General features: G+C 67.3%; 17 protein-coding genes. 6 read left to right on the forward strand and 11 right to left on the reverse strand.

The features are described from left to right. Positions 1 to 23 precede the first annotated feature (23 nt). Both ASE50_RS02765 and ASE50_RS02770 read left to right on the forward strand, forming a co-directional pair. The gene (locus ASE50_RS02765) at positions 24 to 1,943 is read left to right on the forward strand and encodes an autotransporter assembly complex protein TamA (protein ID WP_056395152.1); all 1,920 of its coding nucleotides are present in this window, start codon (positions 24 to 26) and stop codon (positions 1,941 to 1,943) included. Continuing rightward, positions 1,940 to 6,088: a translocation/assembly module TamB domain-containing protein gene (locus ASE50_RS02770; RefSeq protein WP_156347253.1), complete on the forward strand. Its 4,149-nt coding sequence runs from the start codon at positions 1,940 to 1,942 to the stop codon at positions 6,086 to 6,088. The genes ASE50_RS02765 and ASE50_RS02770 overlap by 4 nt, the downstream gene beginning before the upstream one ends. A 242-nt stretch (positions 6,089 to 6,330) precedes the next feature. On the opposite strand, the gene ASE50_RS02775 is transcribed toward ASE50_RS02770, so the two are convergent. The 4 genes from ASE50_RS02775 to map form a co-directional block, all read right to left on the reverse strand. Further along, a complete protein-coding gene (locus ASE50_RS02775) occupies positions 6,331 to 7,284 on the reverse strand; it encodes a metallophosphoesterase (protein WP_056395153.1) in 954 nt (317 codons plus the stop codon). Positions 7,285 to 7,970: 686 nt separating this feature from the next. Next, entirely contained in the window at positions 7,971 to 9,383 is a 1,413-nt protein-coding gene (gene glnA, locus ASE50_RS02780; RefSeq protein WP_056004512.1) for a type I glutamate--ammonia ligase, read from the reverse strand. Positions 9,384 to 9,473: 90 nt separating this feature from the next. After that, positions 9,474 to 9,812 carry a P-II family nitrogen regulator gene (locus tag ASE50_RS02785; RefSeq protein ID WP_055759592.1) on the reverse strand — a complete coding sequence of 113 codons (339 nt, stop codon included), beginning with the start codon at positions 9,810 to 9,812 and terminating at the stop codon, positions 9,474 to 9,476. 196 nt (positions 9,813 to 10,008) lie between these two features. Further along, complete coding sequence (map, locus tag ASE50_RS02790) at positions 10,009 to 10,836, reverse strand: type I methionyl aminopeptidase (RefSeq protein ID WP_056395155.1); 828 nt, start codon at positions 10,834 to 10,836, stop codon at positions 10,009 to 10,011. 64 nt (positions 10,837 to 10,900) lie between these two features. Here map and ASE50_RS02795 point away from each other — a divergent pair, with 64 nt between their 5' ends. Further along, positions 10,901 to 11,656 (forward strand): competence/damage-inducible protein A, encoded by a 756-nt coding sequence (locus ASE50_RS02795; RefSeq protein WP_082438766.1) that lies wholly within the window; start codon positions 10,901 to 10,903, stop codon positions 11,654 to 11,656. A gap of 68 nt (positions 11,657 to 11,724) precedes the next feature. Beyond that, positions 11,725 to 12,654: a Gfo/Idh/MocA family protein gene (locus tag ASE50_RS02800; protein ID WP_082438737.1), complete on the forward strand. Its 930-nt coding sequence runs from the start codon at positions 11,725 to 11,727 to the stop codon at positions 12,652 to 12,654. Positions 12,655 to 12,858: 204 nt separating this feature from the next. Here the strand turns inward: ASE50_RS02800 and ASE50_RS02805 are convergent, their stop codons facing one another. The 7 genes from ASE50_RS02805 to ASE50_RS02835 form a co-directional block, all read right to left on the reverse strand. Further along, positions 12,859 to 13,614: a lysophospholipid acyltransferase family protein gene (locus tag ASE50_RS02805; RefSeq protein ID WP_056395159.1), complete on the reverse strand. Its 756-nt coding sequence runs from the start codon at positions 13,612 to 13,614 to the stop codon at positions 12,859 to 12,861. A gap of 4 nt (positions 13,615 to 13,618) precedes the next feature. Beyond that, positions 13,619 to 14,041: a Fur family transcriptional regulator gene (locus tag ASE50_RS02810; protein WP_056395161.1), complete on the reverse strand. Its 423-nt coding sequence runs from the start codon at positions 14,039 to 14,041 to the stop codon at positions 13,619 to 13,621. A 117-nt stretch (positions 14,042 to 14,158) separates the two neighbouring features. Next, entirely contained in the window at positions 14,159 to 14,572 is a 414-nt protein-coding gene (locus ASE50_RS02815) for a MucR family transcriptional regulator (protein WP_056395163.1), read from the reverse strand. Between the two features lie 103 nt (positions 14,573 to 14,675). Next, positions 14,676 to 15,188, reverse strand: coding sequence for a GNAT family N-acetyltransferase (locus ASE50_RS02820; protein ID WP_056395165.1), 513 nt, complete (start codon positions 15,186 to 15,188; stop codon positions 14,676 to 14,678). After that, positions 15,185 to 15,802, reverse strand: coding sequence for a tRNA (adenosine(37)-N6)-threonylcarbamoyltransferase complex dimerization subunit type 1 TsaB (tsaB, locus tag ASE50_RS02825; RefSeq protein WP_056395167.1), 618 nt, complete (start codon positions 15,800 to 15,802; stop codon positions 15,185 to 15,187). Before tsaB ends, ASE50_RS02820 begins: the two co-directional genes overlap by 4 nt. 7 nt (positions 15,803 to 15,809) lie before the next feature. Continuing rightward, complete coding sequence (locus tag ASE50_RS02830) at positions 15,810 to 16,400, reverse strand: malonic semialdehyde reductase (RefSeq protein ID WP_056395169.1); 591 nt, start codon at positions 16,398 to 16,400, stop codon at positions 15,810 to 15,812. After that, on the reverse strand, positions 16,400 to 16,975 hold the full coding sequence (locus ASE50_RS02835) for a NifU family protein (RefSeq protein WP_056395667.1): 576 nt from the start codon (positions 16,973 to 16,975) through the stop codon (positions 16,400 to 16,402). The genes ASE50_RS02830 and ASE50_RS02835 overlap by 1 nt, the downstream gene beginning before the upstream one ends. A gap of 135 nt (positions 16,976 to 17,110) precedes the next feature. On the opposite strand from ASE50_RS02835, the gene ASE50_RS02840 reads away from it, so the two are divergent. Continuing rightward, positions 17,111 to 17,830: a Crp/Fnr family transcriptional regulator gene (locus ASE50_RS02840; RefSeq protein WP_056395669.1), complete on the forward strand. Its 720-nt coding sequence runs from the start codon at positions 17,111 to 17,113 to the stop codon at positions 17,828 to 17,830. Positions 17,831 to 17,934: 104 nt separating this feature from the next. Beyond that, on the forward strand, positions 17,935 to 20,838 hold the full coding sequence (locus tag ASE50_RS02845) for a M16 family metallopeptidase (protein ID WP_082438738.1): 2,904 nt from the start codon (positions 17,935 to 17,937) through the stop codon (positions 20,836 to 20,838). Positions 20,839 to 21,170: the final 332 nt, after the last annotated feature.

Consider the following 21,170-nt stretch of genomic DNA (forward strand, 5'->3'; position numbering starts at 1 on the left):
TGCTGCTCCGCTAGGACCATGTCATGTCGAGCTGCCGGCTTGCTGTGCTGTTGAGCGCCGGATGGCTCGCTTTTGCGGGCCCGGCGGCGTTCGCACAGGAAACGTCGCTCGATCCGACCTCGCCGATGGCCGACCTGCCCGATATCGGCGTCGCGTGGCCCGACCTGTCGACTGCTCCCGCCGATCCCGATGCGACCGCCGGACCGCAGCGGGCCGGCGGCGAATTTCGCTATAATTACCGCATCACCGGCATCGATGGCATCAATGCCGATCTGTCTCGACAGCGGTTCAACGAATTGTCGACGCTGCGCGCCAACGAAGGCGACCCCGCCAATGCCGCGCAGATCGATCGCCGCGCCCGCGAAGACGCGCGGCTCCTCGACGAACTGCTCCGCAATGAAGGCTATTTCGACGCGCGCATCGCGACCAGCGTCCGTCCCGAAGGCGACCGGCTGATCGTCTATCTCGAGGTCGAACCCGGCCAGCTCTACCGCTTCGCACAGGTCCGCACCCCCGGCATCGCCGCGGCGGGCGACAAGGCTCCCGACCTGCGCGACGCCTTCGCGGTCAAGCCCGAAACCCCGGTACAGGGCGATACGATCGTCGCCGCACAGGACAAGCTGACCGAAACGATCGGGCGTGAGGGCTTTCCCTTCGCCAAGGTCGGCGAACCCGAAATCACCGTCGACCACGCCACCCGCACCGCGACGCTCGATATCGCCGTCGCGCCGGGTGGCGAGCGTCGCTTCGGCCGGATCGTCACCGCGCCCAACCGCATCTTCGACGGCGACCATGCGCAGGATATCGCCCGGTTCAAACCCGGCGAGACCTATGATTCGACCCTGGTCGACGATCTGCGCCGCGCCATCGTCCAGACCAGCCTCGTCTCGCAGGTCCGCCTGACCCCGGCCGAGGGGACGACGCCCGGCACCGTCGACCTCGACCTCGCCATGGAGCCCGCCCCGCCGCGCACCATCGCCGGCGAACTCGGCTATGGCACCGGCGAAGGCGCGCGGGTCGAGGCGAGCTGGACCCACCGCAACCTGTTCCCGCCCGAAGGGGCGCTGACGCTGCGCGGCGTGCTCGGCACCCTCGAACAGGTCGCGGCGGTGACCTTCCGCCGCAACAATTTCCATGGCCGCGACCGGGTGCTCACCGCGCAGGTCGCCGCGACCCACCTCGTCCGCAACGCCTTCGAAGCGAACACCGTCTCGCTGTCGGCTGGGCTGGAGCGGCAGACCAACATCTTCTTCCAGAAAACCTGGACCTGGTCGCTGGGCGGCGAACTGGTCGCGACCGACGAACGCGACGTGATCGTCGCCACCGGCGAACCCCGCCGCCGCACCTATTTCATCGGCGCGCTGCCCAGCAGCCTGAACTATGACGGATCGGACGATCTGCTAAATCCGACGAAGGGATTTCGGCTGGGCGGCCGCATCAGCCCCGAATTGTCGCTACAGGGACAGGTGTTCGGCTATACCCGAGCCCAGATCGACGCGAGCGTCTATCGCCCGGTCACCGGCCGCGTCGTCCTCGCCGGGCGTACCCGCATCGGCTCGATCCTCGGCGCGCCGCGCGATGCGGTCGCGCCTTCGCGGCGTTTCTATGCCGGTGGCGGCGCATCGGTGCGCGGCTACGGCTTTCAGGATATCGGCCCGCGCGATCCGAACAACGATCCGATCGGCGGCCGCAGCCTCGCCGAATTCTCGCTGGAGGCTCGTGTCCGCGCCTTCGGCAATTTCGGGGTCGTGCCGTTCCTCGACGCAGGCAACATCTATACCTCGACGCTGCCGCGCTTCACCGGCATGCGCTACGGCGCGGGCATCGGGGTGCGCTATTACAGCAACTTCGGCCCGATCCGCATCGACGTCGGCACGCCCGTAAACCCGCAGCGCGGCGACCCGCGCATCGCGGTCTATGTCTCGCTGGGGCAGGCCTTTTGACGGAAGCGGCACCCGAACCCGTCTCCAAACGCCGGATCGGCTGGGGCCGCCGCCTTGCGCAGCTGGTGGCGGCGATCGTCATCGCCATCGCCGGGTTGCTGGTCGCGATCGACACCGGCCCCGGCCACCGGCTGATCGCGAACCGGATCGCGACGCTCAAACCCGCCAACGGCATGCGGTATCGCATCGGGCGGATCGACGGGTCGATCTACAATCGTGCGCGGCTGATCGACGTCCGCATCTATGATCCCAAGGGGCTGGTGCTGCGCGCACCCATCGCCGAACTCGACTGGCGACCATGGGAATTCTGGTCGAACCGGCTGTCGATCACCAGCCTGCACCTCCCGCGGGCGATCCTCGCCAAGCTGCCGCAGCCCGCCCCCACCGGCCGGCGAGGCCCGATCTTGCCCCGCTTCGACATCCGCATCGGCCGGTTGAGCGTCGAGCGGCTCGAACTGGCCAAGGGGGTGACCGGAACCGCGCGGGTCGGTCGCCTCGCCGGACAGGCCGATATCCGCTCGGGCCGGGCGCTGGTCGACCTCGCGCTCGATATCGCCGACAGCGACCGGCTCCGCCTGCACCTCGACAGCGAGCCCGATCGCGACCGGTTCGACGTCGATCTCCGCGCACGCAGCGCCGCCGACGGGTTGCTCGCGACCGCCAGCGGCATCCGCCGTCCGCTGGCGATCGAAGTCGCGGGCGATGGCCGCTGGTCGGCATGGGACGGTCGCGCCGTCGCCGATGCCGGCCGCGCCCGCCTCCTCGACCTGACGCTGGGTGTCCGCGCCGGCCGCTATACGCTGGGCGGGACGCTCGCCCCGTCCGCCTTGTTGCAGGGCAAGCTGCAACGGCTGACCAGCCCGCAGGTCCGCGTCACCGGCAGCGCGACCTTCGCCGATCGCCGTATCGACGGCATGCTCGCCCTGCGCAGCCCGGCGCTGGCGCTGGAAGCCGACGGCATCGTCGATCTCGGCACCAGCGCGTTTCGCGACCTGCGGCTCCGCGCCCGCCTGCTGCGCCCCGCTGCGCTGTTCCCCAACATGACCGGCCGCGACATCGAACTGCGCGCGATCCTCGACGGTGAATTTCCGACCGCGCGCTTCGACTACCGCCTGCGCGCCACCCGGCTCGCCTTCGACCAGACCGGCTTCGAACAAGTCGTCGCGGCCGGGCAGGGGCGTTTCTCGAAGGCACCGGTGATCGTCCCGATCCGGCTGACGGCGGCGCGGGTCACCGGGGTCGGCGATGTCGCCGGCGGCATCCTGCGCAACCTGTCGGTCACCGGCAAGCTGGCGGTCGGCACGCGCACCCTCGTCGGCAACGACCTGATCGTCCGGTCGGACAAGCTGAACGGCCGGATCATGCTGACGCTCGAACTGGCGACCGGGCGGTACGAGGTCGGGATCAGCGGCGCGCTGCAACGCTATCTCATCCCCGGACTCGGGCTGGTCGACGTCCAGACCCGCCTGACCGCCGTCCCCATTCCCGGAGGCGGCACCCGCATCGTCGGGCGGGGGCTGGCGCAGGTCCGCCGGCTCGACAACGGCTTCTTCCGGTCGCTGACCCAAGGGCTGCCGCGCATCGAAACCGGGCTGGAGCGCGGCCGCGACGGCATCTTGTATCTGCGCGGGGCTCGGCTGACCTCGCCCGGCCTGACGCTCACCGGCAACGGCTATCGTCGCCGCGACGGCACCTTCCATTTCGAAGGCAGCGGGCGACAGGCGACCTATGGCCCGGTGCAACTGGTCCTCGACGGCAACATCTCGAAACCCACGCTCGACCTGCGGTTCGCGTCGCCCAACGCGACCCTCGGCCTTGCCGACGTGGTCGCCCATCTCGACCCGACGCCCGACGGCTTCGCCTATCGTGCCGCCGGTGGTTCGCGGCTGGGGCCCTTCACCGCCAATGGTCGCATCCTGCTGCCCAACGGCGGCACCGCGCGCATTGCCGTCGACGCACTTGAGGTCAGCGGCACCCGCGCCAATGGCGCGATCGACATCGTCGAGGACGGCTTTCTGGGGCAATTGAACGTCGATGGCGGCGGCATCACCGGCACCATCGCCTTCCGTCCGCAGGGCAGCGACCAGCGCATCGACATCGTCCTCGACGCCGTCCGTGCCCGGCTGGGCGCCGTGGGTACGGTCCGGCGCGCCCGGCTGGAGGCGGGGATCGTGCTGGCGGAAACCGGCAGCACGCTCGACGCGACCGTCACCGCCCAGGGCTTCCGTCGCGGCCAGTTGTCGATCGCACGGCTGGCCGGCAGTGCGAAGCTGGTCGACGGGGTCGGCGAGGTCCGCGCCGCGATCGCCGGATCGCGCGGCCGTGCCTTCTCGATCCAGAGCGTGACGCAGGTCGCCGCCGACAGCTACACGGTCAATGCCGAAGGGACGCTCGACCGCCGCCCGCTCAAGCTCGAAACCCCGGCGGTGCTGCGACGCGAAGGCGAGGGCTGGCGCCTTGCCCCGACCCGGTTCAGCTTTGCCGGCGGTACCGCCACCGTCGGCGGGGCGTTCGGCGCGGGTGCCAGCGAACTGACCCTCGACGTCGCGCGGATGCCGCTGGCGGTGCTCGACATCGGCTATCCCGGCCTCGGGCTCGGCGGCACCGCATCGGGCAAGATCGCCTATGCGCTGACCGGCGACACGCCCAGCGGCCGGGTCGACATGACGATCCGCGGCCTCAGCCGGTCCGGCCTCGTGCTGTCGTCGACCCCGATCGATGTCGGCATCGCCGCCGTGCTCGACGCCAATCGTGCCGGGATGCGCGCGGTGATGGCCAGCGGCGGCAAGACGATCGGTCGCGCGCAGGCGCGGCTCGCGCCGCTCGGGCAGGGGGACCTCGCCACGCGCATCGCCAACGCGCCGCTGATCGCGCAGCTTCGCTATGGCGGCCCCGCCGATACGCTGTGGCGGCTGACGGGTATCGAATTGTTCGACCTGTCCGGCCCGGTGGCGGTCGGTGCCGACGTGACCGGACGCCTTGCCGACCCCCGCATCCGCGGCGTCCTTCGTTCCAGCGGCGCACGGATCGAAAGCGCGATCACCGGCACCGTCCTGACCGGCGTCGAGGCGCAGGGCCGATTCGACGGGTCGCGGCTGGTCATCGATCGGTTCGCCGCCAGCGACGGACGACAGGGGCGAGTGACCGGCACCGGCGCGTTCGAATTCGCCTCGGTGCGCGGCTTCGGCATCGACCTGTCGCTCAATGCCGAGCGTGCACGGCTCATCAACACCGATTCGATCGGCGCGACCGTCACCGGTCCGATCGCGGTGCGCAGCGACGGCGCGGGCGGCACGATTTCGGGGCAGGTGCGGATGGACGGCAGCCGCTACCGCCTCGGCCGCGCCACCGCCACCGCGCCGCTGCCACGCCTCAAGATCCGCGAGATCAACCGTCCCGATGGCGACGACGAAGCCGCCACCACCGTCGTGCCGTGGAAGCTCGACCTGAAGGCGCGTGCGCCGGGCGGGCTGATCGTTACCGGCCTCGGCCTGACCAGCGAATGGTCGGCCGACCTCGCCATCACCGGGGAGCCGACCAATCCGATCATCAACGGCCGCGCCGATCTGGTCCGCGGCGATTACGAGTTCGCCGGCCGCGAATTCCGCGTCGATCGCGGTGCGTTGCGCTTCAACGGCGAAAGCCCCGCCGACCCCGCGCTCGATATCGTCGCCGCCGCCGACACGCAGGGGCTGAACGCGACGATCCGCGTCGCCGGCACCGCGACACGGCCCGAGATCAGCTTCCAGAGCGTACCGGCCTTGCCCGAGGACGAACTATTGTCACGGCTGTTGTTCGGCACCTCGATCACCAACCTGTCGGCTCCCGAGGCGCTGCAACTCGCGGCCGCCGTCGCCGCGCTCCAGAATGGCGAGGGCGGGCTGAACCCGATCAACGCCGTCCGCCGCGCCGCCGGCCTCGACCGCCTGCGCATCCTGCCCGCCGATCCGCAGACGGGGCAGGGCACCTCGGTCGCCGCCGGAAAATATCTGACCCGGCGTTTCTATGCAGAAATCGTCACCGACGGGCAGGGCTATTCCGCGACCCGCATCGAATTCCAGGTAACCCGCTGGCTGTCGCTCCTCGCCTCGATCTCGACGATCGGCCGCCAGAGCACCAACGTCCGCGTTTCGCGCGATTATTGAGGCGGCCCCCAAAACCCGCTCGGTTCGAGCAGCGTCGAGCGAAGTCGAGAAGCGTTCGTCGAGAACGCCCGCCCCGGATCGCAACGGCGCTTTCCTACACGCCGCGAACGGGTCAGGATGCCCCGCGCTCCTTGACAGGTTCACACCAACCGCCACACCCTCCCGGTGCCGTTCGAAACAACCGGCAGGCGCGCAACACGCACAACACCGCGCAAGTGTGACCTTCGTGACCTTTGGCGGATTTACGCCACCGCGCGCACGGGTACCGATGCATTGTAGAGGCTCTTGCCCGCCTCATCGCGCAGGTCGAACGACAGCAGGTCGCCCGCCACCTGCACCATGCCGAAGCCGGCGGCGGCGCGGCAGAAGCGGGTGCCTTCGACCGCCTGCACCGGGCGGGCCTCCATGCCGCCGCCGCACTGGATCATGTCGATCCCGTCACGGCGAATATGCTGCAGATCATGGTCGTGGCCGGCGATATACGCCTGCACGCCGTGCCGGTTCAGGATCGGCAGCACCTGCGCGATGATCTCCGGCTGGTCGCCATGGCCGCTGCCGCCCGACCGGATCGGATGATGGCCGGTGACCAGCTTCCACTTCGCCCGCGACTGCGACAGCGCATGGTCCAGCCACGCCAGCTGCTGCTTCGTGTCCTGCGACAGGGTATTGCGGCCGATCGGCTTGTCGGCATCGGCGCGATAGCGTTCGACGAAGGGCGACGTGTCGATCGCGAACAGGTCGGCGTCGGCCCGCGTCAGCGCGGCATCGGCGACCTGATAATAGCGCGCCGGCATCCGCCACCGCGCGCTGCGCGCCGCATAGTCGATCTGCGCCTGCGGATTGCCGCGATAGTCGTGATTACCGAGCAGCGCATACCACGGCACCTGCAACGCCGGATGGGTATAGACCCCTTCGAACACCGACTGCCACAGCGGGTCGTCGACCGACGCCACCCCGTCGCTGTAGAAATTGTCACCGATCGCCAGCACGAAGTCGCTCCGCGCCGCCGCCGCCGCCCGCCCCATCGCCGCCGCGACATGATGCTGTTCGGGCGTGTCGCGGCCCCAGTCGCCCAGGACGGCGAAGGTACAGCCGCCCCGCTGCTCCTCGCGCGCCGCCGCCGGCGGCACCGTCAGCCCCGCCGCGCCAACGGCGAACCCGCCCAGCAACGTCCGGCGATTGAGAAGGATGGTCATGGGCGCGGTGTTCCTGATGGCAAGCGGGTGTCGTGGCTTGAGCATGGCGATGTGACGATCGTGTGGCGGTGAAGGTATCGCTACGGTGGGTCGTCGCACCCGCCTGCACGATCAGGATGTAACCTGTGATGCCGGCTCGGGTCCACCTTGGCAGGCGCGACGGGCCGTTAGCGCGAAATGCCGGCTTCCGCTGAAACGACGCCGGTAGTGGCCAGTGCCCCACTCACCCGTCACCCCGGGCTCGACCCGGGGTGACGCTTCTTCTCCGCCGCGGGTGAAAAGGCGGGACCTCGGATCAAGTCGAGACTTCCGCAAAAGTCGCAGGCTTCGGCGAAACACGCCGTACTGCAGCGCAGGCAGGGGTCCAGAGCCAAGCAAAACAACGACGTGCGCTTGGGACTCTCCCCCCTCGCGGCGGTACGGCAGGGGGATCCGTACTACCGCAAAGGTCCCGATCAAATCCGGGGGGGGGACGGCGATGGCGTTGGCTTTTCCCCGCGCAATGCAGCCCAACCACAGCAGCAATCGCCCGATCCACCCCCAAAGGAAAAGGCGCCGGGATCACTCCCGACGCCTTCCCAATCCAGCGCGACGTGGCAAAGCCACGTCGTCGGCCCTCGACGAGCGAGGCCGGCCGACAGCGCGGATGCGCCCATTGGGCGCACCGGCGCGGTCGTCGCCGCGCCTTACGCGCTGTAGTACATATCATACTCGACCGGGCTCGGGGTCATTTCCCACCGCGCCACTTCGCCATACTTGATCTCGACATAGGCCTCGATCTGATCCTTCGAGAACACGTCGCCCTTCAGCAGGAAGTCATGGTCGGCGGTCAGCGCCTCGAGGGCCTCGCGCAGCGACGCGCAGACGGTCGGGACCTGCGCGAGTTCCGCCGGCGGCAGGTCGTACAGGTTCTTGTCCATCGCCTCGCCCGGATGGAGCTTGTTCTGGATACCGTCGAGGCCGGCCATCATCAGCGCCGCATAAGCGAGATACGGGTTGGCCATCGCGTCGGGGAAGCGGATTTCGACGCGCTTCGCCTTGGGACCAGTGCCGTACGGGATGCGGCACGACGCCGACCGGTTGCGCGCCGAATAGGCGAGCAGCACCGGCGCCTCATAGCCCGGGACCAGACGCTTGTAGCTGTTGGTCGACGGGTTGGTGAACGCGTTCAGCGCCTTGGCATGCTTGATGACGCCGCCGATGAAATACAGGCACATGTCCGATAGCCCGGCATAACCGTCGCCGGCGAACAGCGGGGTCTTGCCGTTCCAGATCGAGAAGTGCGTATGCATCCCCGAACCGTTATCTTCCTTGATCGGCTTCGGCATGAACGTCGCGGTCTTGCCATAGGCGTGCGCGACCTGATGCACGACATACTTGTAGATCTGCATGCGATCGGCGGTCGTGGTCAGCGTGCCGAAGGTCAGGCCCAGCTCGTGCTGCGCAGCGGCGACTTCGTGGTGATGCTTGTCGCAGGGCAGGCCCATTTCGATCATCGTCGAAACCATCTCGCCACGGATGTCGACGGCGCTGTCGACCGGCGCGACCGGGAAGTAGCCGCCCTTGGCGCGCGGGCGGTGGCCCATGTTGCCGGCTTCATATTCGCGGCCCGAATTGCCCGGCAGCTCGATGTCGTCGATCTTGTAATAGCTGGTCGAATAGCTGTTTTCGAACCGGACGTCGTCGAACATGAAGAATTCGGCTTCCGGCCCGACATAGACGGTGTCGCCGATGCCGGTGGTCTTCAGATAGGCCTCGGCGCGCTTCGCGGTCGAGCGCGGGTCGCGGGCATAGAGTTCGCCGGTCACCGGATCGACCACGTCGCAGAACACGACCAGCATCGGCGTCGCCGAGAACGGGTCGGTATAGACCGCATCCAGATCGGGGCGCAGCGTCATGTCCGACTCGTTGATCGCCTTCCAGCCCTCGATCGAGCTGCCGTCGAACATCAGGCCGTCGGTGAACTCGTCTTCACCCAGCAGCGACGCGACCATGGTCAGGTGCTGCCATTTGCCCTTGGGATCGGTGAAGCGCAGGTCGACCCACTCGATCTCTTCTTCCTTGATCCGCTTCAGGATGGTGCTGGCGGTAGTAGCCATCGGAAACTGCCCTTTCTGGATGAAACTCCACGTTCCGGCGCAATCAATCGCCCCGGCACGCCCCATGATTCGAAATAATGCTGCGTTGCGTCAGATCGCGTCGTCGTTGCGCTCACCGGTGCGGATGCGCAAGGCGGTCTCGACCGGAATGACGAAAATCTTTCCGTCGCCGATCCGGCCGGTCTGTGCCGCGGCCGCGATCGCCTCGACCACCCGCTCGGCAAGGCCGTCCTCGACCACGACTTCCAGCTTCACCTTCGGCAGGAAGTCGACGACATATTCCGCGCCGCGATACAGTTCGGTATGGCCCTTCTGCCGGCCGAACCCCTTGGCTTCGGTCACGGTGATGCCGCTTACGCCTACTTCGTGCAGCGCCTCTTTCACCTCATCCAGCTTGAACGGCTTGATGATGGCCTCGATCTTCTTCATGCGCCCTGCCGATCCCCTCGGACGTGACGACCCGGACGGGTCGTTATCATCTCGTTAAACAATTACCGTGCCAAACGGCGATTCGCCTTGGATACGATCATCGGGGATTTGGCCGGGACTGTCGATATTGCCCGGCTAAGGGGCAGGGTGCCGGTTTTTCGGGCAGTTTGCGTCATTCCCCGATAGGGGGCTGAACTCAAAGATAGGGCGGCTTGGTGAACCCCTTGGGGCTGAGCGTGAAGATCTCGCAGCCATCCTCGGTGATCCCGATCGAATGCTCGAACTGCGCCGACAGCGACCGGTCGCGGGTCACCGCCGTCCAGCCATCGTCGAGCATCTTCACGTCGGGCCGACCGATATTGATCATCGGCTCGATCGTGAAGAACATGCCGGGCCGCAATTCGGGGCCGGTACCGGGACGACCGGCATGGATCACTTCCGGCGCGTCATGGAACAACCGCCCGAGGCCATGCCCGCAGAAATCGCGGACGACGCCATAGCGATGCGATTCGGCATGGCGCTGGATCGCGTTTGCCACATCGCCCATGCGGTTGCCGGGTTTGGCATGGTCGATGCCGATCATCAGGCATTCATAGGTCACATCGACCAGCTTGCGCGCCTTGATCGGGACATTGCCGACCAGATAGGTACGGCTGCTGTCGCCATGCCAGCCGTCCAGCAGGGGCGTCACGTCGATATTGGCGATGTCGCCGTCCTTCAGTGTCCGGTCGGACGGGATGCCGTGGCAGACGACATGATTGATCGAGATGCAGGTCGAATGGGCATAGCCGCGATAGCCGAGCGTCGCCGGCACCGCACCGCCCTCCCGCATCAGGCGAAAGATGATCGCGTCCAGTTCGGCGGTCGTGACGCCGGGCACGACATGCGGCGTGATTTCGTCGAGGATATGCGCGGCCAGCCGTCCGGCGCGGCGCATCCCTTCGAACCCGGCGGCATCGTGCAGCTTGATCGCGCCGGTCCGGGCCAGCGGCATGTCGGTGGTGACGGTCTGATATTCGGTCATAACCTGCATATAAGCGAGGAAGTGGTGCTAGGCGAGGGCGGGGCGTCACGCTATGTCCGCGGCCATGACCGACCGTATCTGGACCGCCGCATTGATCGTCATCGGTGACGAAATCCTCTCCGGCCGGACGCAGGACAAGAATATCGCCCAGCTGGCCGCATGGCTGAACGTGCAGGGCATTCGGCTGGGCGAGGTCCGCGTCGTCGCCGATCGCGAGGAAGCGATTGTCGAGGCGGTCAACATCCTGCGCGCGCGCAACGACTATGTCTTCACCACCGGCGGTATCGGCCCGACCCATGACGACATCACCGTCGATTCGATCGCGGCGGCGCTGGGCGTGCCGGTGATCGTCCATCCCAAGGCGCGGGCGATCCTCGAATCCTATTACGAGACGCGCGGCGGACTGACCGATGCCCGGCTGCGCATGGCGCGGGTGCCGGAGGGCGGCGAGCTGATCGAAAACCGGATGTCGGGCGCGCCGGGCATCCGCATCGGCAACATCTTCATCATGGCGGGCGTGCCCCATATCGCCGCAGCGATGCTCGACAGCTTGACGGGTACGCTGGAGGGTGGCCTGCCGGTAGTGTCGGCGACGCTCGGCTGCTGGGTCGGTGAGAGCGAGGTCGCCGACATCCTTGGCGAGGTCGAACGCGCGCACGATGGTGTAGCGATCGGCAGCTATCCGTTTTTCCGCGAAGGTCGCACCGGTGCCAATTTCGTCGTGCGCGCCACCGACACGGCGGTCGTCGACGCCTGTATCGCCGACTTGGCCGACCGCCTGCGGGCGACGGGGCGGGAACCGGTGACCGGCGGGATCTGACGCAAGCCCGGTTGCAACGTGCCGGTCCGGTTGATATGTCGGACTAATAATCAATCAGGAGAGCGACGTTGGCTAACGCCCCGACCCGCATCGCGTTGGCCGGTATCGGCAAGATCGCGCGCGACCAGCATATCCCGCATATTGCCGCCAGCCCCGATTTCGAACTGGTCGCGGCCGTCACCGGCCATAGCGCGCCCGACGGTGTGCCGGGGTTCGGGACGATCGCCGACATGATGGCCGCCGTCCCCGATGTGCAGGCGATTTCGATCTGCACGCCGCCACGCGGTCGTTTGTCGCTGATCCAGCAGGCGCTCGACCACGGCCTCGACGTCATGATCGAAAAGCCGCCGGCCGCGACGCTGTCCGAGGCGCAGGCCTTTGCCCGCGCCGCCGACGCCGCCGGCAAGGTGCTGTTCGCGACGTGGCATTCGCGCGAAGCCGCCGCCGTCGAGCCGGCGCGCGCGTGGTTGGCGGAGCGCAATATCCGCCGCGTCGAGGTGAACTGGAAGGAAGACGTCCGCGTCTGGCATCCCGGACAGGCATGGATCTGGGAGCCGGGCATCGGCGTGTTCGATCCGGGGATCAACGCGCTGTCGGTCATCACCCGCATCCTGCCGCGTCCGCTGCTGCTCGATACTGCCGAACTGCGCTTCCCATCGAACCGCGACGCGCCGATCGCCGCCGATCTCGACTTCACCGACACCGCCGGGGTGCCGGTGCGCGTCGAATTCGACTTCGATCAGACCGGGCCGCAAACCTGGGACATCGATGTCGAAACGGATAACGGCCATCTGAAGCTATCGATGGGCGCATCGCAAATGGCGGTCGACGGGGTTGCGGTCGATGTCGGCGACGAAGCCGAATATGCGCGGCTGTATCGCCGCTTCGCCGAATGCCTGCGTGACCGGGTTAGTGACGTCGACCTGTCGCCGTTCGTCCATGTCAACGACGCGTTCCTGCTGGGACGTCGCACGACCGTCGGTGAATTCAGCGAATAGCTGTTCAGGCCAACAGTCCATCGTCACCCGGACTTGATCGGGACTTCTGCGAAAGTCGCAAGCTTCGCCAAAAGCGCACCGTACCCCCGCGTAGGCGGGGGTCCAGAGCCAAGCAGAACAACGGCTAGCGCTGGGAACCCTAGACCCCCGCCTGCGCGGGGTACGCCAAAGGGCCAGAAATCAGTACTTTCGTAGAGGTCTCGATTAAGTCCCGGGTGACGGTACCAGCGACACCGATGCGCCCATCGCCGCCGCGATCGCGTCCCGCGCCCGCGCGGCCACCGCCTTGCGTCCCAGACCCGCCGGATCGAAGGCCGGCAGGAAATGGATGGTCAGGCCGATCTGCCCCGACCGCGCAAGGACCCGCGCCGCATTCGCCGTCCCCGCTTCGTCCCCGACCCACGCCACATCGCGTGCGTCGCCGTAATCGAGATAGACCGGCTGTACGCGCAAGCCCGGCGGCGGCGGATCGATCGCGCCGAGCAGCGCCGCCTTGAACGGCAGCAATTCCCCCGGTCGTGCGGTCGTGCCCTCCGGAAACACCGTCACCGGATGATCGGCGAGCAGCGCCTGCCGCAGCGTATCGATCTGCCGCGCCACGCCCAGCCGGTCGCCGCGATCGACGAACAGCGTATGGTTGAGCGTACACAGCCATCCGACAAGTGGCGCATCGCGCAATTCGCCCTTGGCGACGAACGCGCTGCCGCTGGCTCCGGCGATGGCGAGGATGTCGATCCAGTTCTGATGGTTGGCAAGGTACAGCACGTCGCGCGTGACCGGCGTGCCGACCACCGTCGTCCGTACCCCGACCGCCCGTGCCAATGCGCCCAGAAACCGCGGCGGCCAGGGGGATCGCAGCCGGACCAGTCGCCACAATCCGTGCAGAAGCAGATAGCGCAGCAGCGTCGCGAGCATCGCCGCCGCACGCACCGTCAATCGCAGGCGCGCACCAAGCGGCATCGGATCAGCCCTTGCGTTCGAGGCTGACGCCGTAGAGTTCCATGCGGTGATCGACGAGGCGGAAGCCAAGCCGTTCGGCGATCTGCTTCTGCAACAATTCCAGTTCAGGATCGACGAACTCGATTACCCGGCCGCTTTCGACATCGATCAGATGGTCGTGATGCGCCTCTGGGGCAGGTTCATAGCGGGCGCGCCCGTCGCCGAAATCATGCCGATCGAGAATGCCGGCCTCTTCGAACAGGCGGACCGTGCGATAGACCGTGGCGATCGAGATACCCGGATCGATCGCCGATGCGCGCTCATACACTTTTTCGACATCGGGATGGTCATCGGCTTCGGACAGGACGCGCGCGATCACGCGGCGTTGTTCGGTGATGCGCAGCCCTTTTTGGTGGCAAAGTGCTTCTAGGTCGATCTTGCGGGGCATGCGGTCCTGTACGTCCTGAGGATATGGTCCGACACTAACGCGCCCTGCCGCCGAACGAAAGCCGCTAAGTGGCGCGGGTACCGCCATCGATGCGAGCCGACGCCGGCACCCGCACCGTCAACGGACGCGGCGCTGGGTGCCCAGACCGATCTTCTTGGCCAGCGTCCGGCGCTGTTCGGCATAATTGGGGGCGACCATCGGATAGTCGGCGGGCAGGTTCCACTTGGCGCGATACTGTTCGGGCGTCAGATTGTAATGCGTCATCAGGTGACGCTTGAGCATCTTGAGCTTCCGCCCATCCTCGAGACATACGATATAGTCGGGCTTCACCGACGACCGCACCGGCACCGCCGGTTCGGCGGGCGGGGCGGCGGGTTCGGCCGGCGTGCCCAGATCGTTCAACGCGTCATGTACGCTGCGGATCAGGACGGCGATATCGCCGACCTCGACATGATTATTCCCGACATGGGCGGCCACGATATCCGCCGTCAGGGTAATGAGCGTGTCGTCGCGCTCCGCAAGAATGGTCATGCTCTTCCCTCGTTACACGACCGCACCGGCGGCCGCCGTTGCTATCGGACCAGAATGGGGGCGGTGCAACAATATTCCCGGCTTTTTTAGAATATCGCCGACGTCATTCGACCCGTATCGGCGTCGCTGCCGGAACGGGCGCGGGAAACGACCGGACATAGGTATGGGCATCGAAACGCTCGCCGCTGCGCCCGGCATAATAGTTGCGGCGCTCCCCGCATTTGACGAACCCGGCATTGGTGTAGAGCCGGGTCGCGTCATTGCCCGCCCGCATTTCGAGGCACAGACGCGCGGCACCCCGCACCTGCGCATCGGCCATCGCACGTTGCAGCAGCGCCCGCCCGATGCCGCGTCCGCGCTCCTCTGGCTGTACCGCCAGCAGCAGCAGTTCGGCATCGTCGGCGACCGCGCGGGTCAGTGCGAAGCCGATCACCGGCCCCGTCTCCCTTGCCAGGGTCAGCCAGACGCCCGGCAGCGACAACATGCCCAGGCATTGCGACGGGGTCCAAGCCTCTCCGAAACGCGGATCGAATGCTGCCCGCATCACCCGGTCGACCGAGTTGATATCGGCGGCGGTTCCGGTCGCCAGCGCGATGTCGCTACGGACGTCGCTCATGCGCGCGCACTCGGCACCGCATCGGGCGCGCGACCATAGAGCGGGGCGGGGGGCAGGCTGCGCTGATCGACGCTCAGCAAGACCGCATCGGCGGCGTCGGGCAGGCGGTCGCAATCGGGCAGGGCGGGGTCGGCCGTGCGGAGCCGGGCAAGGCCCTGACCGACGACGCGCCGTCCCCGCAACGCCGCGACTGCATCGGCGGGCTTGCGTGACACGGCTGGCCCATCGGCGACGAGCGCCCCGTCGAACCCCTGTTGGAACACCTCGCCATGGCCGCCGTCGAGCACTGCGACGATCGCTTCGCCCGGGTGTTCGGACAGTGCGGCGGCGGCGATCGACGCCAGCGACGAATATCCGTGCACCGGCACGCCCCAGCCGATGCCGAGCCCGCGTGCCGCCGCCAGCCCGACCCGGACGCCGGTAAAGCTGCCCGGCCCGCAATCGACGAGGATCGCATCGGCCCGACCTTGTTCGGGCAGGGCGGCGATCATCGGCACCAACCGCTCGGCATGACCGCGCCCGACGACGACATGATTGCGGGCGATCACCACGCCGTCGTCGATCAACGCGACCGAACAGGCGGCAGTGGCGGTTTCGATGACGAGCGTTCGCACGTGGTGGTCAGACGACCCGGTTGAACTTGGCGAAATCCGGACGCGGCGAACGCGGATACAGCGTCTCGCGGTCGCCATAGCCCAGCGTGGTGATGAAATTGGCATGGACCGCCGGCGTGTCGGCGAAAAACGCCTTGTCGACCGCGCCGGCATCGAAGCCCGACATCGGTCCGGTATCGAGGCCCAGCGCGCGCGCCGCGAGGATCAGATACGCGCCCTGCAACGATGAATTGCGGAACGCCGATGCCTGTCGCAGGTCGGCTTTGCCGTCGAACCACGCCTTGGCGTCGGCATGTGGGAACAGCTCGGGCAGGTGCTCGTGGAATTCGGTGTCCATGCCGATGATCGCGGTCACCGGTGCGGCGCGGATCTTGTCGGGGTTGGTACCGGTGGCACAGGCCGCCAGCTTTTCCTTGGACTCGGTCGACGTGCACCACAGGATCCGTGCCGGTAGCTGGTTGGCGCTGGTCGGACCCCATTTCATCAGGTCCCAGATCGCGGCCAGATCGGCTTCGGCCACCGGCTGGTCGGTATAATGATTGAACGTGCGCGCGCTGCGGAACAGCGTGTCGAGCGCCTGATCATCGAGCTTTGGCATCAGACTGCACGAACCTCCGTGACTTCGGGAACATAATATTTGAGCAACTGCTCGATCCCGTTCTTCAGCGTCGCGCTGGAGGACGGGCAGCCCGAACAGGCCCCCTGCAACTGCAGATAGACCTTGCCCTGATCGAACCCGCGATAGACGATGTCGCCGCCGTCATTGGCGACCGCCGGGCGGACGCGGGTCTCGATCAGTTCCTTGATCTGTTCGACGATGTCGGCATCGGCGGGATCGTCGGTGAAGCTAGGCTCGTCGGACGCGACCGAAAAGCCTGCGCTGCCCGTCGGGTTGAACAACGGCATCCGCCCGCCGAAGTGATCCAGCATCAACGCCAGCACGTCGGGTTTCAGGTCGGCCCATTCGCTGCCCGGTGCCTTGGTCACCGACACGAAATCGCGGCCGAAGAACACGCCGACGACATCGCCCAGCGCGAACAGCTGCGTGGCGAGCGGCGACGCCTCGGCCTCTTCGGGACTGGCGAAATCGCGGGTGCCCGCGTCCATCACGACCTGCCCGGGCAGGAATTTCAGCGTCGCCGGATTGGGCGTCGATTCCGTTTCGATCAACATGCCGCCCATTTGGCGACCGGCGGACGGGGGATCAAGGGCGTACCGCGAAACGCTGCGTTCACGGTTGCCACCGCGCGTTGCCTCGATTGTTACGCTCCTGTACGACCCCGGCAACGACAAAAGGGGACAGTGCCGGTGATCGAGACGCATTTGGCGAAATTGCGCGCGCGCGACACGATCTCGGCGGAAGAAGAGCGGGTTATCTATGACTCGCTCGGCGAGGTGCGGTCGCTGGCGGCGCATCATACCTGCATCCATGCCGGCGAACGTCTGCACTCCAGCACGCTGCTGCTCGAAGGATTGATGTGCCGGTACAAGGATTTGCCGGGTGGCGAGCGGCAGATCACCGAACTGCACGTCGCCGGCGACTTTCTCGACCTGCACAGCTTCTCGCTCAAGCAGCTCGACCATAATGTCATGACGCTGACGCCGTGCCGCGTCGTGCTGGTCCCCCATGCCAAGCTGAAGGACATCACCGAAACCCAGCCGCATCTGGCGCGGGTCTACTGGTTCCTGACCGCGCTCGACGCCGCGATCCACCGCGAATGGGAATTGTCGCTCGGCAGGCGCAACGCGATCCAGCGCATCGCCCATCTGATCTGCGAACTTCATGTCCGGCTGACGTTGATCGCGCAGGCCGACGACACCGGCTTCGCCCTGCCGCTGACTCAGGCCGACCTGTCCGACTGTACCGGGCTGACCCCGGTGCACGTGAACCGCACGCTGCGTGAATTGCGCGAACGCGGGCTGGTCGACCTGCGCGGCAAACGCGTGACAATCAATGATCTGCCCGGCCTGAAGGCGACCGCCGAGTTCGACGATTCGTATTTGTATCTCCGGCGCGAGGATCGCTGACGGCAAGCTGACCCGAAGCTGAACCGGGCGACCCGAACAGCTTTATCTTTCGCGTCGTGTGTCGATACTGGTCGGGGCGTTGCAACGACGCTACACCTCGACGCATGGTATCTTCGTTCCGTCTGGCCACGGGCGCGTTCACGACCCTGGCCCTGATCGCCGCGCCGCTTGCGGCGCAGACCCCTCCCGCATCGCCGGCACCGGTCCGCCAGCTTCCCCCGCTCGAACCGGTGGCGCAGGGACCCGACACCCCGTGGCTGTTCAAGGGCAGCGACATTCCGCCCGACCGGACATGGACGTACGGCGTCCTGTCCAACGGCCTGAAATATGCCGTGCGCAAGAACGGCGTACCGCCGGGGCAGGTGGCGATCCGGGTCGCGATCGGTGCGGGATCGCTGATGGAAACCGACGGCGAACGCGGCTTCGCCCATCTGATCGAGCATTTGTCGTTCCGCGGTTCGGTCCACGTCCCCGACGGCGAATCGAAACGGGTGTGGCAGCGTCTGGGCGTCACCTTCGGGTCGGACAGCAACGCGTCGACCAGCTTTACCCAGACCGTCTACAAGCTCGACCTGCCGTCCGCGACGCCGACCGGCCTCGATGAAAGCATGAAGATCCTGTCGGGGATGATGACCGAACCGACGCTTAGCCAGGCGGCGCTCGATGCCGAGCGCCCGGTCGTCCTGTCCGAACAGCGCGAGCAGCCCGGGCCGCAGGTGCGGCTGGGCGACGCGACCCGCGCACTGTTCTTCGCGGGACAGCCAATCGCCGACCGTTCGCCGATCGGCAACGTCGAAACGCTGCAATCCGCCACCGCCGCCAGCGTGAAGGCGTTCCACGACCGCTGGTACCGGCCCGACCGGGCGATCGTCGTCATCGCCGGCGACGCCGATCCCGCGATCCTCGAAGCGATGGTCAAGAAGCATTTTTCCGCATGGGGCGGCACCGGTCCGGCCCCCGCCGAACCGAAATTCGGATCACCGAAGGCCAACGAACCGGTCGCGGCGACGGTCAGCGAACCGACCATCCCGACGCTGTTGCAAATGGCGGTGCTGCGGCCGTGGACCGTTGGCGACGATACGATCCTGTTCAATCAGGAGCGGATGATCGACCAGATCGCACTGCGCATCCTCAACCGGCGGCTGGAGAGCCGGGCGCGCAGCGGGGGGAGTTTCATCTCCGCCGGTGCCAATCTCGACGACGTATCGCGGTCGGCGAACATCACGCAGGTGTCGATCCTGCCGCTGGGCGACGACTGGGCGGCGGCGCTGCGCGACGTTCGGCAGGCGATCGCCGACGCCATTCGCACCGCCCCGACCCAGGCCGAGATCGACCGCGAGGTCGCCGAAATCCGCGCCGGTATGGAAAACGAGGTCCGCACCGCACCGGTGACGGCGGGGGCGTTGCTGGCCGACAATCTGATCGCCGCGACCGACATTCGCGAAACGGTCGCCGGGCCGGAAACGTCGCTGCGCATCTTCGAGGGCGCGGTCACCAGGAAGTTCTTCACCCCCGCCCGCGTGCAGGCAGCGGCGAAGAAGGTGTTCGAGGGCACCGCGACTCGCGCGCTGGTCAACACCCGCACCCCCGATCCGACGACGCAGGCGAAGCTGACCGCCGCGCTGACCGAAAAGGTCGCCGGCACCGCCGCGCGGCGTAGCGGACAGGCCGCGATCGGGTTCGACCGGCTCGGCTCCTTCGGCAAGCCCGGCACGATCACCACGCGCAGCATGGCGCTGCCCGACCCCCCGGTCGAGCGCGTCGATTTCGCCAATGGATCGTCGCTGCTGCTGTTCCCCAATGAATCGGAGACGGGCAAGGTCTATGTCCGCGTCCGATTCGGCCGGGGGTTGAACGCGCTGCCGACCGATCGCCGCACCCCGGCCTTCGCCGCCGATCTTGCGCTGGTCGCCTCGGGCATCCAGACGCCGAAGGGCGTGTTGGGGCAGGAGGAACTCGACCGGCTGACCGGCGGGCGGCAGATGGGATTGTCGTTCGGCATCGACGACGACGCGTTCATCCTTGCCGGCACCACCACCGCCGCCGACCTTTCCGATCAGTTGAAGCTGATCGCCGCCAAGCTGCAATCGCCGGCATGGGACCCCAAGCCGGTGGCACGGGCGCGCGCGGTGATGCTGGCCAGCTACGACGCGCTCGGCGCTTCGCCCGACGGCGTCATGGGTCGCGATCTCGAAGGACTGCTGCACGCTGGCGACGCGCGCTGGGTCAGCCCCGACCGCAAGGATATCGAGGCGCTGACCCCGGCCAGCTTCAAGGCGTTCTGGCAGCCGCTGCTCGCCACCGGCCCGGTCGAGGTGCAGGTGTTCGGCGACGTGCCGCAACAGGCGGCGATAGACGCGGTCGCGGCGACGATCGGGGCGATGGCGAAGCGCACGGCGGAAACCACCCCGCCGCCGCCGGTCCGCTTTCCCGCGCATGTCGCGCAACCGGTGACGCGCACCCATGGCGGCCAGCCCAATCAGGCGGCGGCGGCGATCGCCTGGCCGACCGGCGGCGGCAGCGCCGGCCTGACCGAAAGCCGCAAGCTGGAAGTGCTGGCCGCGGTGTTCCGCGACCGGCTGCTCGACCGGCTGCGCAGCCAGGCGGGGGTCAGCTATTCGCCGAACGTCGACAATAACTGGCCGGTCGGCCTGCCCGGCGGCGGGCGGATCATGGCGATCGGTCTGGTGCCGCCCGATCGCACCGGCTTCTTCTTCGACCTCGCCCGCGAACTCGCCGCCGATCTGGTCAGGACGCCGGTCCCCGCCGACGAACTCGACCGCGCCAAGCTGCCGGTGATCCAGTTGATCGCCCGTATGTCGAGCGGCAACATGTTCTGGATGAACCAGACGCAGGGCGGCACGGTCGACCCGGCGCGGCTGGCGGCGATCCCCGGCATCATCAACGACATTCGCGGCACTACGCCCGAGGAGTTGCAGGCGCTGGCAGCGAAATATCTGGTGCCGTCGAAGGACTGGTCGATGCAGGTCCTGCCCGAGAAGAAATAAAAATCCTCCCCGGCACGGAGCATCGGGTCGGATCGTCCCCCGGACGATCCTTGACCATGCGGGGCATGGTCAACCCGATGCTGGGGACCGCCGCGAAGCGGTGGTGGAGGGGGGTGTCAACGGACGCTCCCCCCTCGAAAGAAGAACCGGTTCACGGGAAGGCGCAAAGAAGAATGGGTTCACGCGGAGGCGCGGAGACGCGGAGGAGTTGCTTCCGTTGCTCGATCAACCGCGTCAGCGGCCTCGGCACTTCGCTGTCCCGTCGCGCACGGTCTCCCGATCGGGAAAGGGCCGCCAAGGTCACAGCCTCTCCGCGCCTCCGCGCCTACGCG

Origin of the sequence: Sphingomonas sp. Leaf5 (assembly GCF_001421155.1) — a bacterium.
Taxonomy (GTDB): domain Bacteria; phylum Pseudomonadota; class Alphaproteobacteria; order Sphingomonadales; family Sphingomonadaceae; genus Sphingomonas.

Excerpts from the sequence above, each read along its gene's own strand:
- ASE50_RS02765 (WP_056395152.1), top strand. The coding sequence starts at position 24 with ATGTCGAGCTGCCGGCTTGCTGTGCTGTTGAGCGCCGGATGGCTCGCT.
- ASE50_RS02775 (WP_056395153.1), bottom strand. The coding sequence starts at position 7,284 with ATGACCATCCTTCTCAATCGCCGGACGTTGCTGGGCGGGTTCGCCGTT.
- glnA (WP_056004512.1), bottom strand. The coding sequence starts at position 9,383 with ATGGCTACTACCGCCAGCACCATCCTGAAGCGGATCAAGGAAGAAGAG.
- ASE50_RS02785 (WP_055759592.1), bottom strand. The coding sequence starts at position 9,812 with ATGAAGAAGATCGAGGCCATCATCAAGCCGTTCAAGCTGGATGAGGTG.
- map (WP_056395155.1), bottom strand. The coding sequence starts at position 10,836 with ATGACCGAATATCAGACCGTCACCACCGACATGCCGCTGGCCCGGACC.
- ASE50_RS02795 (WP_082438766.1), top strand. The coding sequence starts at position 10,901 with ATGACCGACCGTATCTGGACCGCCGCATTGATCGTCATCGGTGACGAA.
- ASE50_RS02805 (WP_056395159.1), bottom strand. The coding sequence starts at position 13,614 with ATGCCGCTTGGTGCGCGCCTGCGATTGACGGTGCGTGCGGCGGCGATG.
- ASE50_RS02810 (WP_056395161.1), bottom strand. The coding sequence starts at position 14,041 with ATGCCCCGCAAGATCGACCTAGAAGCACTTTGCCACCAAAAAGGGCTG.
- ASE50_RS02815 (WP_056395163.1), bottom strand. The coding sequence starts at position 14,572 with ATGACCATTCTTGCGGAGCGCGACGACACGCTCATTACCCTGACGGCG.
- ASE50_RS02820 (WP_056395165.1), bottom strand. The coding sequence starts at position 15,188 with ATGAGCGACGTCCGTAGCGACATCGCGCTGGCGACCGGAACCGCCGCC.
- ASE50_RS02830 (WP_056395169.1), bottom strand. The coding sequence starts at position 16,400 with ATGCCAAAGCTCGATGATCAGGCGCTCGACACGCTGTTCCGCAGCGCG.
- ASE50_RS02835 (WP_056395667.1), bottom strand. The coding sequence starts at position 16,975 with ATGTTGATCGAAACGGAATCGACGCCCAATCCGGCGACGCTGAAATTC.
- ASE50_RS02845 (WP_082438738.1), top strand. The coding sequence starts at position 17,935 with ATGGTATCTTCGTTCCGTCTGGCCACGGGCGCGTTCACGACCCTGGCC.